Raw genomic sequence first — 12,835 nt, 5'->3', positions numbered from 1 at the left:
CCGGCGGGAAACGTACGGGATGCCGACAAATAGGCGGATTAACCGTCAGTTTGCGTGTTTGCGTCCATGAACTGCGCCGCAATCCGCTGCGCTGTTTCATTATATCCTCGATCAAAGCGGCGGCCGAACACCACGAATGTCTTGGTGCGCACCACCCCCGGTATTTCGGCGATTTCATCGACAACCACGTCCAGATCCTCAATCCTCGGGGCTTCGATACTCAGGAACAGATCAAACTCGCCGTTGATCGACAGGCACAAACGGATTTCCGCATATTGGCCAAGGCGGCGCAGGATTTTGCGGGTTTCCTGCTGCTTAACTTCCATTAAAACAAGGACTTGGATGCTTTCCTCGGACGGATTTTTACTCAGCACCACCGAATAACCGGCAATCACCCCGTCCTTTTCCATTCGCATAATGCGTTCATGTATGGTCGTGCGCGCCACATTCAGGCGGGCGGCGATATTGGTGGTGGATTCCCGCGCGTTGCGCTGCAATTCCCGCACGATCCGCCGGTCCAGATCGTCCTTTAGCCATTTTGATGATCTTTCCGTCATAATGTCGATTATGCAGGGTTTTCCGGTAGAATGGCAAGTGGTGTTAGAATGGAAAACAGGCCAGAGTGGGTGAAACAGGGGTGATTCCGGCAAAACGGGGACGATATGGATCGCGCAGCAATTGTTCATCAGAATTTTCTGGATCGGGTGGCGGCAGGTGACTTGCCACAGGGGGCGCCGGTTATTACCGACTTGTCCAACGCCAAACTGGTTGAACTTTATCGCAGTCAGGTGCTGTCGCGGCAGTTGGATCGCACCAGCCGTGTGATGCAAAAGGCGGGGCAGGGGTTTTACACCATCGGCTCCAGCGGACACGAGGGCATGGCGGCGGTGGCCGAAGCCCTGCGTCCAACCGACATGGCGTTCCTGCACTACCGCGATGCGGCGTTCCAGATACAACGCAGCCAGCAGGTGCCGGGGCAGAATATCGCTTGGGATATGCTGCTGAGTTTTGCGGCCTCTTCCGATGATCCCACATCCGGTGGACGGCACAAGGTATTGGGATCAAAGGCACTTTTCATCCCGCCGCAAACCTCGACCATCGCCAGCCACCTGCCCAAAGCCGTGGGCGCGGCCTATTCTGTTGGCCTTGCCCGCCGCCACGACCCCGAACACCGCGCATTGCCCGAAGACGCGATTGTGATGGCGTCATTTGGCGATGCCTCCTCGAACCATTCCACCGCGCAGGGGGCCTTCAACACCGCCTGCTGGACCAGTTTCCAATCGGTGCCCCTGCCGATGCTTTTCGTCTGCGAGGATAACGGCATCGGCATTTCGACCCCTACGCCGCAGGGCTGGGTGGCTGCGAATTTCATGCACCGGCCGGGGATGCGCTATTTCCATTGTAACGGGCTGGATATTGCCGAAACGCATCGTGTGGCGTCGCAGGCCGCCGATTATGTGCGCCGCCACCGCAAACCGGCGTTTTTGCATGTGAAAACCGTGCGGCTTTATGGTCACGCGGGGTCGGATGTGGAAGCCACCTATCGCGACAAACAGGCGATTGCGGTGGACGAGGCCAACGATCCGCTGCTGCACAGCGTGCGGATTTTGCAGGAAATTGGTGCCTGTTCCCGCGATGAAGCCCTTGAAATATATCGTGAAACCGAAGCCCGCTGCACACGCGTTGCCGCCCGCGCTGTCAAGCGCCCGCATCTGAAAACCGCCTCTGACGTGGTGGCCTCGCTAATCCCGCCCAAACGCAGATGCGCCCCGACCAACGGCCCGTCACCAAAGGAGCGCGCCAAGGTATTCGGCAGCGATACGCGGGCGATGGACGAGCCACAGGCGATGAACCGGCTGATCAACTGGGCGCTGACCGACCTGATGCTGGAACATGGCGAAATCGCGGTGATGGGCGAGGATGTGGGGCGCAAGGGCGGGGTTTACGGCGTAACGCAAAAGCTGAAGGCCCGCTTTGGTGCGGATCGGGTGATTGACACGCTGCTGGACGAACAATCCATCCTCGGGCTGGCCATCGGCATGGCGCATAACGGGTTTATTCCGATGCCGGAAATCCAGTTTCTGGCCTATCTGCACAATGCCGAGGACCAGATCAGGGGCGAGGCGGCGACGCTGCCGTTCTTTTCCAACGGCCAATACACCAACCCGATGGTGCTGCGCATTGCCGGCCTTGGCTATCAGCGCGGTTTTGGCGGGCATTTTCACAATGACAATTCGCTGGCCGTGCTGCGCGATATTCCCGGCGTGATCATTGCTTGCCCGTCCAACGGAGCCGATGCGGCAATGATGCTGCGTGAATCCGTGCGGCTGGCGCGCGAGGAACAACGGGTGGTGGTTTTCCTTGAGCCGATCGCGCTTTACCCGATGCGGGATTTGCATGGCGAGGGCGACAAGGGCTGGATGCACCGCTATCCGTCGCCCGACAAACGCATCCCGCTGGGGCAGGTCGGGGTTGCGGGGCGGGGCACGGATCTGGCGATCGTGACCTATGGCAACGGGTTCTACCTGTCGCAACAGGCCGCGAAGGTTCTGAAGGGCAAGGGGGTGAAGCTGCGGGTGATTGACATGCGCTGGCTGGCGCCCTTGCCGAAAGAGGAACTGTTAAAACAAACAAAGGCTTGCGGTACGATATTGATTGTAGACGAATGCCGCGAAACAGGCAGCCAATCCGAAGGGTTGATGGCGTTGTTTGCCGAAGATGGCCGCAAGAATATCGCGCGGGTCACGGCGACGGATTGCCTCATCGCCACGGGGCCGGCCTATGGCGCGACCTTGCCCACGGCCGAGGGGATCACGCAGGCGGCGCTTGAATTGCTGGAGGGGGCGAAATGAGGAAAACAGCGATTCTGGTCTGCCCGGGGCGCGGCACTTATAATGCGCCGGAACTGGGCTATATTACGCGGCACTTTGGGGCACCGGCGATGCTGGGTGAATTCGATGCCTATCGCGCAGCACAGGGGCAGGAAACGGTTTCGGCGTTGGATGGGGCCGAGAGATTTTCGGCGCGGTTGCACACGCGCGGGGACAATGCCTCGCCGCTGATCTATGCCGCATCTTTGCTCGATGCGCAGGCGATTTCGGCGGATTATGATATTGTTGCCGTCACCGGAAATTCGATGGGCTGGTATATCGCGCTGGTGGCGGGTGGGGCGCTGGACCCGATGGCGGGGTTTGCGGTGGTCAACACCATGGGCACGCTGATGCAGGAGCACCTGATCGGCGGGCAGACGCTATACCCTTTTGTGGACGAAAACTGGCAGGAAATCCCGGGCAAGCGCGACGAATTGCTGGCGCTTGTGGCGGATATTGACGGGCGGGGTGGGGCCACGCTGGCGGTGTCGATCCGGTTGGGCGGGATGCTGGTGCTGGCGGGTAATGAGGCGGGGCTGAAGGCCTTCGAGGCTGCTGTGCCCGCCTACGACCGCTACCCGCTGCGCCTGCCAAACCACGCAGCCTTTCATACAGCATTGCAGGAACCGGTGGCCGCCGAAGGGCGCTCGCGGCTTGGGGCTGATCTGTTCGGCATACCGCAAACCCCGCTGATCGACGGGCGCGGGGCGATCTGGTGGCCGGGGGCAAGTGATGCCACGGCATTGCGCGATTACACGCTTGGGGCGCAAGTTACGGAAACCTATGATTTTTCCCATGCCATTCAGGTGGCCGCCCGTGAATTTGCGCCGGATGTGTTTATCGTAACCGGACCGGGGGCGACATTGGGCGGGGCGATTGCGCAATCCCTGATCGCGATTGACTGGGACGGGATGGACAGCAAAGCAGCCTTTCAGAAACGCCAGTCAAGCGATCCAATCCTGATTGCAATGGGGCGCGAGGACCAGCGCGGTTTTGTTACCGGCTGATGTGATGGCTATTGCGTTGAGGTAACGGTTCCATTTGCACGGGCGCGCTGGACCTGTTCCAGAATATAGGGGGCCAGCAGGCTGGCGCCGGCGTGTGACAGGTGATCATCGTCGAAATAATAAGAAATGCCGTCAATCAGATTGATGCAGCGTTGTTTGATAAACGTATTACATAACAATTCATGCGGTTTGACGCGAAACAGGTTCGGGCTGTCGATTGTATCAAACGCCGTAATAACCGGCCCGTTGCGTTGGGTGAAAACCTGATATGAGGTGGTAATATTGTCTACATTCTGCTCGTGACCGACAAGAATTCGTTTTACCGCCAGTTCGGGCACATTCCAGCCTGCTTCGGGGATGGGATAGAGCAGAACGACATTGAATTCCCTGGCCAGCTTCAGAATATTTTTGGTATAGGATTGTAAAACCCTGTCGCGGCGGTTTTGATCCAGTGGGCCGGCGTTTTCATCACGATAGTCCAGCAGATCGATATAGGCCCCTTTGCCGCTTTCGACGCCGCCCTCATGATTGTCAAACCTTGCGCCGTTCCAGTAAAGCGTGAAACGGGAAGTAATGACGAGGGTTTTCACACCTGTTTTGCGCGCATACTCCAGCATGTGCTCATTATATTTGCTGCATTGGTAACTGTCCGGAGTATTGGCCCTGAAATACCCTTCCAGGCCAATACACCCGACATAAGCTACTGAATAAGAGGAAATATTTTCCTTTTGCAAGGCCAGTTGCGCCTGATATGAAATCGCGTGGGAATGGCTGTCGCCAATGAACATGACGTCAATCTTGTTGCTGTTGGTGAATTCCTGACATCCTGTTTTGGGCTGGGTGCTGTAATCATCCCCGATCTTGAGCAAACAGGTTTCATAGGGGTTTCTGCTTTGCGAGAAATTGGCATAATATCGGGCTGTGTCATTCAGCCTTTGGGGCACGCCATTGTTCAAATGCCCGTAAATACCAAAAGCAATCAAGGCACTGCCAGTTGTTGCGGCAAGTGTAAAGATGGCACCTTGGGAAAGGGATTTTGCAAAGTTTCCTTTGCGAAACGGTTGTTCAACGAACCGCCAGCTTAGATAGGCAAGGGGCAGGGACAGGCCCGCAAGAAACAGCATTTCCCATTGGCCTGGCTGGTGCAGATTATGAATACGGGCAAAGGCGAACAGGGGCTGGTGCCATAAATAGGCGCTATAGCTGATCAGGCCGATAGCGGTGAAGGCCCGCAATGACAATAGCTGTGCAACCCATGCCCCCTTGGTGGCATATAGCAGGATCAGTACCGCACCGCCGACCGGCACCATTGCATAGAGTGAGGGGAAGGGGGTGTTTTCATCAAAGTAGAATACGGAAAATAGGATCAGGACAAACCCCAGCAGGGCGGCGAAATTGCCGGATTGTTGTGGTTTGTTTATATGCAGAAAGGCGACTATCGAACCGGCCAGAAATTCCCAGGCCCGCGTTGGTGCAAGATAGAAATTTGCAGCCGGGTGGGTACGCCAACCCCATTCACTTAGGGCAAGGCTAAGGAGTGCAATCACGGTAATGCCGAAAAATGCCCGATTGTGCCCATACCGCCAAAGGATAAACAGCAGGATCGGAAAGATCAGGTAATATTGTTCTTCTACCGCCAGGCTCCAGGTATGCAAAAGCGGCTTTTCATTTGCCGCCAGATCAAAGTAGCCACCTTCGCGATAGAACAGGATATTGGAGGCAAATACGGAAACCGCAACCACGCTTTGCGAAAAATCCTTGTAGTGTTGGGGGGGGCATCCACATCCAGGCAAAGGGGATACAGGCAAGGACAATTAAAAAAAGCGCGGGCAGAATGCGCCGCGCCCGTCGTTCATAAAACCGCAGTATCGAAAAGCGACCTTGTTGTAGATCCTCGAGGATAATGCCGGTGATCAGGTAGCCGGAAATGACAAAGAAAACATCGACGCCAACATAACCGCCGCGAAAGGCACTGATCCCGGCGTGGAACATGATAACCGGCAGAACCGCAATCGCGCGCAAGCCATCTATTTCTTGCCTGTATTGCATACCAGCACTGTTGTTCCTCGTTACACACCGTAGCCGTCTTTTTCTGCTTGGCTAAACTGTTTTGCAAGCTAAAAGAACCCGATCTGCTATTGTTTTCAATGATATGCGTTGGCTGGCGCTGGAATTGTACAGACCAAAATCAATAACACCACATAGGAGGATGCACGACGGTATACCCCCCCCTCTGTAAAAAGGCGTGGTATCCAAGCTTGTAAGTACCCTGAAAGGAGTGCTGTCGTCAGCTGCCCCATGTGCGCACTGCGCCACAATCCATATGCACAAAGTTGGAGCGCGAGTATTTGCCGACACCGCCAGCACCACAAGAGCGGCCAGCATTGTAAATCTGGTTAACCGAACGTGATTTCAGGCGCAGATCGTTGGCCTGGCCCTTCATGTGCAACGAACTCTTGGCCACGCCGCGCGACCGCGAGCGTAGCATCGCATTGGTTTTAGGGGTGCGGTAGCCCGACAGCAGCAGATAAGGCTCTGTTGTGTCCAGCAAATTGTGGGCTGCCGTAATGATATCAAACGTACGGGTGTCCATATTTTTGACAGCATCTTCGCGCCAGTCGCGCATGAAATAGTTGATTTCCTTGATGGCGTCTTTGATGTATTTGCCTTCGATCCAGTAGATCGTATCCAGATGTTCGCCTGTGCGGCCGGAATACATACGCAGGCGGCGCACATCGCCAGCCCCGCGCAGGAAACCCGCAGCATTGGCATAAGTCGGCGCGGCCACGATTGTTGTAGCGGCAAAAGCCCGCAAAATACCGCGTCGCGTGATCAAGGATTTTTTCGTACCCGAAGTTGTCTTGTCCGTCATTGTTTATTCGCCTGTCCCACAGCTGTCGTTTGCTTTTAAAAACAAACTTTTGCCTATACATCCCCAGATGTCGGGAACTTATTACACATCTCGAATCAACCGCCAAGTGATCTTTGCCTGATTTAGTTTAAAACCAGTAAAATCGGCAATATTCTGCTGAAACCTGAAATCTGTTGTATTTAAGATGAATCATGCATGCATTATTGCGTCGCCCTGAATGTTTGTGGCAAACTGATGCGAATGTGAATGGACTTGGCCTGTATAATTAACGATTGTCTGCGCCATTGGGAACTATGGAAAAACTATTTAAGGGGTTCGGAATGTATAGCGCGCTATTTCAAATGCGTTTTGGGTATAGGTTTGTCGCGGTTTTGGCCGTTGTTTTGTCATTGGTATTATCCGGCGGATCTGCGAATGCGCAGGTTACGGCATATAAACAGGCTGTTGCGACGGCCGCCGCCAATGATGCGGCTTTGGCAGAATTCTATAAATCCAGAAATTACAAATCAATATGGACAGGCCGTGCCGGCAAAGACGGGCAGCGTCGCAAGGCGTTTCTTGCCGCTCTGGCCAAGGCGGGGGACCACGGGTTGCCCGTTAAGCGCTATGATGTCGAAGGTCTGCGTGCCCGCCTGAAGGCGGCAAAAACCGGCCGTGACCGCGGCCGTATGGAAGTCGAGATGAGCCGCCTGTTTTTGCAATACGCCGAGGATATGCGCTCGGGTGTGGTAAACCCGCGCCAGATCGACAGCGGTATGGTGCGCAAGGTTCTTCATTACGACCGGCTGCAAACGCTACAGGCCTTTGCCAAAAGTTCTCCGGCGGGGTTTCTGAAAAAACTGCCCCCGAAAACGCCTGAATATCTGCGCCTGATGAAAGAAAAGCGCAAGCTGGAAAAACTGCTGGGGCGGGGTGGTTATGGACCCAAGGTTGCAGCTGCTTCGCTCAAGCCAGGGGCAACCGGTGCAAGTGTTGTTGCGTTGCGTAACCGGTTGGTTGCAATGGGCTATCTGAAGCGGTCCTCGACCCAAACCTATGATGCCAAAATGCAAAAGGCGATCCAGTTGTTCCAGCGGGATCACGGGTTGCCGACAAACGGTGTGGCCGGCAAGGCCACGATGGCTGAAATAAACAAACCTGCGGAATACCGGCTGCGGTCGATCATTGTCGCCATGGAGCGCGAGCGCTGGTTCAACCAACCACGCGGCAAGCGTCATATTCTGGTTAATCTGACCGATTTCACCGCGAAAATCATCGATAATAACAAGGTGACTTTCGTGACCCGTTCGGTTGTCGGGAAAAATGAAGGCGATCGCCGCACACCGGAATTTTCGGATGTGATGGAATTCATGATCATCAATCCGACATGGAATGTGCCGCGGTCGATTGCGATCAAGGAATATCTGCCGTTGTTGAAACGCAACCCGAATGCGGTGGGGCATCTGAAACTTGTGGATGCCCGGGGCCGCACGGTTAATCGCGGTGCCGTCGATTTCTCGCAGTATAACGAGCGGACCTTCCCGTTCAACCTGAAGCAGCCGCCCAGCCGCGGCAATGCGCTGGGTCTGGTGAAGTTCATGTTCCCGAACAAATACAACATCTACCTGCACGACACCCCGTCGAAAAACCTGTTCAACCGCAATGTGCGGGCGTTCAGCCACGGGTGTATCCGGTTGCAGCAGCCGTTTGATTTTGCCTATGCATTGCTGGCAAAACAGATGTCCAACCCGCAGGAATATTTTCAGACAATCCTGAAAACCGGCCGCGAGACCAAGGTGGATTTGAAAACCCCTGTGCCGGTGCATCTGATTTATCGCACAGCCATCACCAAGCCGAAGGGTGGAATGGAATATCGTCGTGACGTCTACGGACGTGACGCCAAGATTTTCAATGCCCTTAGCAAAGCCGGGGTGGTGCTGCGCGCGGTTCGCGGTTAAATCTGGTCCCGACAAAATCGTTGGGGGCCGCAGATGGGCTATACAGTTTCAGAAATTGCAACAGCGCTGGGGGCGAAAGCCGTTGGCGCTGTTGACGTTGTGATCAACGGGGCCTCGGAACCGGCCACGGCGGGGGCAGGGGATCTGGCGCTGGCGATGGACCCGAAATACGCGGACGGGTTGGCGCAGGGGCAGGCACAGGCCGCCGTTCTGTGGGACGGGGCGGACTGGCAGGCGCTGGGGCTGAAGGCCGCTATTTTCGTGCCCCGCCCGCGCTATGCGATGTCCGGTTTGACGGCGCTGCTGGACGGCGGGCCGGAAATCGAGGCCGGTCTCCATGCAACCGCCGTGATCCACCCCGAGGCGGTGATTGGCGAAGGCGCGGCGATTGGCCCGTTTGTGGTGATCGGGCGCGGGGCGGTGATTGGCGCGCGCGCACGGGTTGCCAGCCATGTCAGCGTGGCCGAGGGCGCGCGGATTGGCGATGATGCGTTGTTGTTACAGGGTGTCAGGATCGGCGCGCGGGTGGTGATCGGCGATCGCTTTATCGCCCAGCCAGGCGGGGTGATCGGATCGGACGGGTTTTCCTTTGTCACACCGGAAAAATCCACAGTGGAACAGGCCCGCGAAAAGCTGGGCAAGGATGTTCGGGCCAGCGCCCAAAGCTGGACCCGTATCCATTCGCTGGGCACGGTTGAAATCGGCGACGATGTGGAAACCGGTGCCAATGTGACGATTGACCGGGGCACCATTCGCGCCACCACCATCGGACGGGGCACCAAGCTGGATAATCAGGTGCACATCGGCCACAACGTGCAGGTGGGCGAGGATTGCCTGCTGTGCGGTCAGGTTGGTATCGCCGGATCATCGCGCATCGGCAACCGTGTGGTGATGGCGGGGCAATGTGGGGTTTCTGACAATATTTTTGTCGGTGATGATGTGGTGGCCGGTGGCGCAACCAAGATTTTCACCAACGCACCGGCCGGACGGATATTGCTGGGGTCGCCCGCTGTGAAAATGGACACGCATGTGGAAATGCAAAAGGCCCTGCGCCGGTTGCCAAGACTGGCAAAACAGGTGGCGGACCTGAAAGCAATCCTGGAACAAAGCGACAAAGAATAACCGGTTTTCGGTTCTGGTCCGAAATGCAAAACGCCACCCGATGGATACGGGCGGCGTTTCCAGTAAATTCCGAGTGCTTAAGACCTGTTTAATGCAGGGTCTCTTGCAGGGCTTTATACCCGGCAGTGAAGCCGGCAAGCGACAGCGTAACCGATATTGTTTCGTCCGGCGCGAACACGGGCACGATGGTCAGTGTTGCTTTGGCGCCGCGTTTGAAGGCGGCAATATCACCATTGGTAAAGCCAACGCGGGAGTAGCACCCGACGTTCCCACACCAGGTGAAAGGATAGCGTTTCTTGGCGCCACCGTCGATTTCCAGGGTGAGCTGTTTTGTCAGCAGGGTTTCAAGCGGAGTTACAATTGTAGCACCGGCCGCGGCCTGTTGGCCTTCGGGCAAAGCAATGATGTTCATCTCGGCGATCGGAACACCTTTGTCATCTTTCATCAACTGAAACAGATGACAGGGTTCTTTCTGGCCTTCCTCGACCCGTACGCAGCGCAGTTCCCATGCATCGAAGCGTTCTTTGACATAAGTGGTCCCGGGTCCGCGTTCGTCGACAACTTCCTGACCCATGTCGAGTGGCAGCGGATCATCCGTCGCTTGCGCGCCATTCGCCGGCGTCTCGGTGTCGGTTGTCGGGGTCGCTTGTGTCGTTGGCGCGGCTGTTTCCCCTTCGGGTTTCGGGGTCGTGGTCTCTTGTGCAAACGCGCTGCTGCCAATTGCAATTGCAGCGGTTAGCGAAATGAGTTTCAGAAAATCGGGCATGTGTTTTTCCATATTGTCTATGTCACGTCCTATGCCATCTAACACGGCTAAACCGCAGTGTCAGGTCAGTTTTACGTGTAATCACTGCTAGATGGCCATTTTTCGCCATTCGGGCGATGCCAAAAGAAAAAGGGTCCGCGTATCGGACCCTTTTCCTATAGCTGTGCTCCCCATCGGACTGGCCGACTTTTATTAAGCACAACCTACGGCGTTTTGACGCATGGGTCAACGGTTATGTTTTTCAAGGGGGTGCGCTGATATTTCACGAAAAAAGGCCGCGCATTTAACGCGCGGCCAGTCTAACAGGGAGGAAATACATCCGGACGAAAAGAGGACGAACGCCCGGGATGTAAAACTACACTGGCACAAAATGATTAACATTGTATTTTCATGTGCAAGAATGACATGAAAACAAAACCAAAGCGGGGGAAGTCGCAGTGCGTAAAGACCGGATTTTTGTAGGGGGTGGCGGCCAGGACTATGCTGTGCCGCAGGAAATGCTGCTGAAATATTCAAACCGTCACGGGCTGATTGCCGGCGCAACAGGGACGGGGAAAACCGTGACCCTGCAAATTCTGGCCGAGGAACTGTCGGCCGCCGGCGTGCCGGTGTTCATGTCGGACGTAAAGGGTGATCTGTCAGGGCTGGCGATGGCGGGGTCCGAAGACTTCAAGCTGCACGAGGCATTTACCAGCCGTGCCGCCAAGATCGGCTTTGACGATTACACCTATGACAGTTTCCCCGTCACCTTCTGGGATCTGTTCGGCAAATCCGGCCACCCGATCCGCACCACGGTGGCGGAAATGGGACCGCTGCTGATTTCGCGCCTGTTGGAATTGAGCGAGGCGCAGGAAGGGGTGCTGAACATCGCTTTCCGCGTGGCGGACGAACAGGGCCTGCCGCTGCTGGACCTGAAGGATTTGCAATCACTGCTGGTCTGGGTCGGGCAGAATGGCAAGGATTTGTCGCTGCGTTACGGCAACGTGTCCCCGTCTTCGGTCGGCACCATCCAGCGGCGTCTGCTGGTGCTGGAAAACCAGGGCGGGGTGAACCTGTTCGGCGAACCCGCACTGGATCTGGCCGATATGATGATGGTGGACCCTGACGGGCGCGGGCGGATCAATATTCTGGCCTCGGATACCCTGATGGCCGCGCCGAAACTCTATGCCACCTTCCTGATCTGGCTGCTCAGCGAATTGTTCGAGGAACTGCCCGAGGTGGGCGACCCCGACAAACCCAAACTGGTGTTGTTCTTTGACGAGGCCCACCTGCTGTTTGACGGTGCCCCCAAACCGATGATCGACAAGATCGAGCAGGTTGCGCGCCTGATCCGCTCCAAAGGGGTGGGTGTCTATTTCGTAACGCAAAGCCCCGGCGATATCCCCGAGGATATTCTGGGCCAGTTGGGCAACCGCGTGCAACACGCCCTGCGCGCCTTTACCGCGCGGGACCGCAAACAGTTGCTGCATGCCGCCGAAACCTATCGCGACAATCCGCGGTTCGATACCGCACAGGCCATCCGCGAGGTGGGCGTGGGCGAGGCGGTGACATCGTTCCTGCAGAAAAAAGGCGTGCCCGGCGTGGTCGAGCGCACCCTGATCCGCCCGCCATCCTCGCAACTGGGTCCGATCACTGCAGCCGAACGCCGTGCGGTGATTGCCGGATCACCCCTTGCCGGTAAATACGAGGCAAAGCTGGACCGCCAGTCAGCCTATGAAATGCTGAAAAAACGCGCCGAGGATGCGGCCAAAGCGGCGGAAGAAGCCGAGAAAGCCGAGGAAGAGGCGGATATGGCCTTGCGGGAATACAAGGCCGGACGGCGCTATTCAGGGGCGCGTGTGGGGCGGTCAACCTCGCGCAAGGCCCGCAAAGAGGCAAGCTGGGGCGATGCGATCAGTTCGGTTGTGCTGAAGGAGCTGAAGGGCACCACAGGACGGCGGATCGTGCGCGGGATATTCGGCACCTTGTTCAAGGGGCGCTGAATGATCGTCTTGCAACCCCTTTTAACGTGGTCATGATTTTCAACCTTGTCACAGCGGTCTTGCTGGGCATGGCCGCATTGTCCGGCTTTGCCTATTTTGACCGCTATTACCGCTGGCGTGATTGTTTCAATGACTTGGGGCGTTGTTATGATCCGAAAACGGGGGTGGTCTATCTTGAGCAGGCAGGACTTGTCTGGTTGACGCTGCTGCTGGTTTGTCTGGGACTTGTGGTTATGGTGCTGTTTTTAGGAAAACGCCGGCAGAAAGGGTAACTGCCTG

11 protein-coding genes are annotated in these 12,835 nt (G+C 56.4%); 6 read left to right on the top strand and 5 right to left on the bottom strand.

The window, feature by feature from the left end; all coding sequences use genetic code 11:
- Window positions 1-38 precede the first annotated feature (38 nt).
- Window positions 39-557 (bottom strand): Lrp/AsnC family transcriptional regulator, encoded by a 519-nt coding sequence (locus tag BAR1_RS08945; RefSeq protein ID WP_118942702.1) that lies wholly within the window; start codon window positions 555-557, stop codon window positions 39-41.
- Between the two features lie 105 nt (window positions 558-662).
- Between BAR1_RS08945 and BAR1_RS08940 the strand changes: the two genes are divergently transcribed.
- Both BAR1_RS08940 and BAR1_RS08935 read left to right on the top strand, forming a co-directional pair.
- Window positions 663-2,852, top strand: a complete 2,190-nt coding sequence (locus BAR1_RS08940; protein WP_118942701.1) for a dehydrogenase E1 component subunit alpha/beta — start codon at window positions 663-665, stop codon at window positions 2,850-2,852.
- Window positions 2,849-3,877 (top strand): ACP S-malonyltransferase, encoded by a 1,029-nt coding sequence (locus BAR1_RS08935; RefSeq protein ID WP_118942700.1) that lies wholly within the window; start codon window positions 2,849-2,851, stop codon window positions 3,875-3,877. Before BAR1_RS08940 ends, BAR1_RS08935 begins: the two co-directional genes overlap by 4 nt.
- A gap of 8 nt (window positions 3,878-3,885) precedes the next feature.
- Here BAR1_RS08935 and BAR1_RS18300 read toward each other — a convergent pair whose 3' ends face one another.
- The 3 genes from BAR1_RS18300 to BAR1_RS08920 form a co-directional block, all read right to left on the bottom strand.
- Window positions 3,886-5,619 (bottom strand): acyltransferase family protein, encoded by a 1,734-nt coding sequence (locus BAR1_RS18300; protein WP_162891724.1) that lies wholly within the window; start codon window positions 5,617-5,619, stop codon window positions 3,886-3,888.
- Window positions 5,558-5,926 (bottom strand): acyltransferase family protein, encoded by a 369-nt coding sequence (locus BAR1_RS18295; protein WP_118942698.1) that lies wholly within the window; start codon window positions 5,924-5,926, stop codon window positions 5,558-5,560. Before BAR1_RS18295 ends, BAR1_RS18300 begins: the two co-directional genes overlap by 62 nt.
- 238 nt (window positions 5,927-6,164) lie before the next feature.
- Window positions 6,165-6,749 carry a YcbK family protein gene (locus tag BAR1_RS08920; protein ID WP_118942697.1) on the bottom strand — a complete coding sequence of 195 codons (585 nt, stop codon included), beginning with the start codon at window positions 6,747-6,749 and terminating at the stop codon, window positions 6,165-6,167.
- A gap of 320 nt (window positions 6,750-7,069) precedes the next feature.
- Here BAR1_RS08920 and BAR1_RS08915 point away from each other — a divergent pair, with 320 nt between their 5' ends.
- Complete coding sequence (locus tag BAR1_RS08915) at window positions 7,070-8,686, top strand: L,D-transpeptidase family protein (protein ID WP_118942696.1); 1,617 nt, start codon at window positions 7,070-7,072, stop codon at window positions 8,684-8,686.
- 33 nt (window positions 8,687-8,719) lie between these two features.
- Window positions 8,720-9,808 (top strand): UDP-3-O-(3-hydroxymyristoyl)glucosamine N-acyltransferase, encoded by a 1,089-nt coding sequence (gene lpxD, locus BAR1_RS08910; RefSeq protein ID WP_118942695.1) that lies wholly within the window; start codon window positions 8,720-8,722, stop codon window positions 9,806-9,808.
- A gap of 88 nt (window positions 9,809-9,896) precedes the next feature.
- Here the strand turns inward: lpxD and BAR1_RS08905 are convergent, their stop codons facing one another.
- Window positions 9,897-10,574 (bottom strand): invasion associated locus B family protein, encoded by a 678-nt coding sequence (locus BAR1_RS08905; protein ID WP_118944411.1) that lies wholly within the window; start codon window positions 10,572-10,574, stop codon window positions 9,897-9,899.
- A 497-nt stretch (window positions 10,575-11,071) separates the two neighbouring features.
- On the opposite strand from BAR1_RS08905, the gene BAR1_RS08900 reads away from it, so the two are divergent.
- Entirely contained in the window at window positions 11,072-12,556 is a 1,485-nt protein-coding gene (locus BAR1_RS08900) for a helicase HerA-like domain-containing protein (RefSeq protein WP_118944410.1), read from the top strand.
- A gap of 32 nt (window positions 12,557-12,588) precedes the next feature.
- Entirely contained in the window at window positions 12,589-12,828 is a 240-nt protein-coding gene (locus BAR1_RS08895) for a hypothetical protein (RefSeq protein WP_118942694.1), read from the top strand.
- The last annotated feature ends 7 nt before the right edge of the window (window positions 12,829-12,835 follow it).

The sequence above is a fragment of the Profundibacter amoris genome (assembly GCF_003544895.1).
In the GTDB taxonomy this organism is placed as follows: Bacteria; Pseudomonadota; Alphaproteobacteria; order Rhodobacterales; family Rhodobacteraceae; genus Profundibacter; species Profundibacter amoris.
Note: the sequence above shows the minus strand (reverse complement) of the source record. Positions and strands in the feature narration are given on the sequence as shown.

Excerpts from the sequence above, each read along its gene's own strand:
- BAR1_RS08940 (WP_118942701.1), top strand. The coding sequence starts at position 663 with ATGGATCGCGCAGCAATTGTTCATCAGAATTTTCTGGATCGGGTGGCG.
- lpxD (WP_118942695.1), top strand. The coding sequence starts at position 8,720 with ATGGGCTATACAGTTTCAGAAATTGCAACAGCGCTGGGGGCGAAAGCC.
- BAR1_RS08915 (WP_118942696.1), top strand. The coding sequence starts at position 7,070 with ATGTATAGCGCGCTATTTCAAATGCGTTTTGGGTATAGGTTTGTCGCG.
- BAR1_RS18295 (WP_118942698.1), bottom strand. The coding sequence starts at position 5,926 with ATGCAATACAGGCAAGAAATAGATGGCTTGCGCGCGATTGCGGTTCTG.
- BAR1_RS08900 (WP_118944410.1), top strand. The coding sequence starts at position 11,072 with ATGCTGCTGAAATATTCAAACCGTCACGGGCTGATTGCCGGCGCAACA.
- BAR1_RS08935 (WP_118942700.1), top strand. The coding sequence starts at position 2,849 with ATGAGGAAAACAGCGATTCTGGTCTGCCCGGGGCGCGGCACTTATAAT.
- BAR1_RS08920 (WP_118942697.1), bottom strand. The coding sequence starts at position 6,749 with ATGACGGACAAGACAACTTCGGGTACGAAAAAATCCTTGATCACGCGA.
- BAR1_RS08905 (WP_118944411.1), bottom strand. The coding sequence starts at position 10,574 with ATGCCCGATTTTCTGAAACTCATTTCGCTAACCGCTGCAATTGCAATT.
- BAR1_RS08895 (WP_118942694.1), top strand. The coding sequence starts at position 12,589 with ATGATTTTCAACCTTGTCACAGCGGTCTTGCTGGGCATGGCCGCATTG.
- BAR1_RS08945 (WP_118942702.1), bottom strand. The coding sequence starts at position 557 with ATGACGGAAAGATCATCAAAATGGCTAAAGGACGATCTGGACCGGCGG.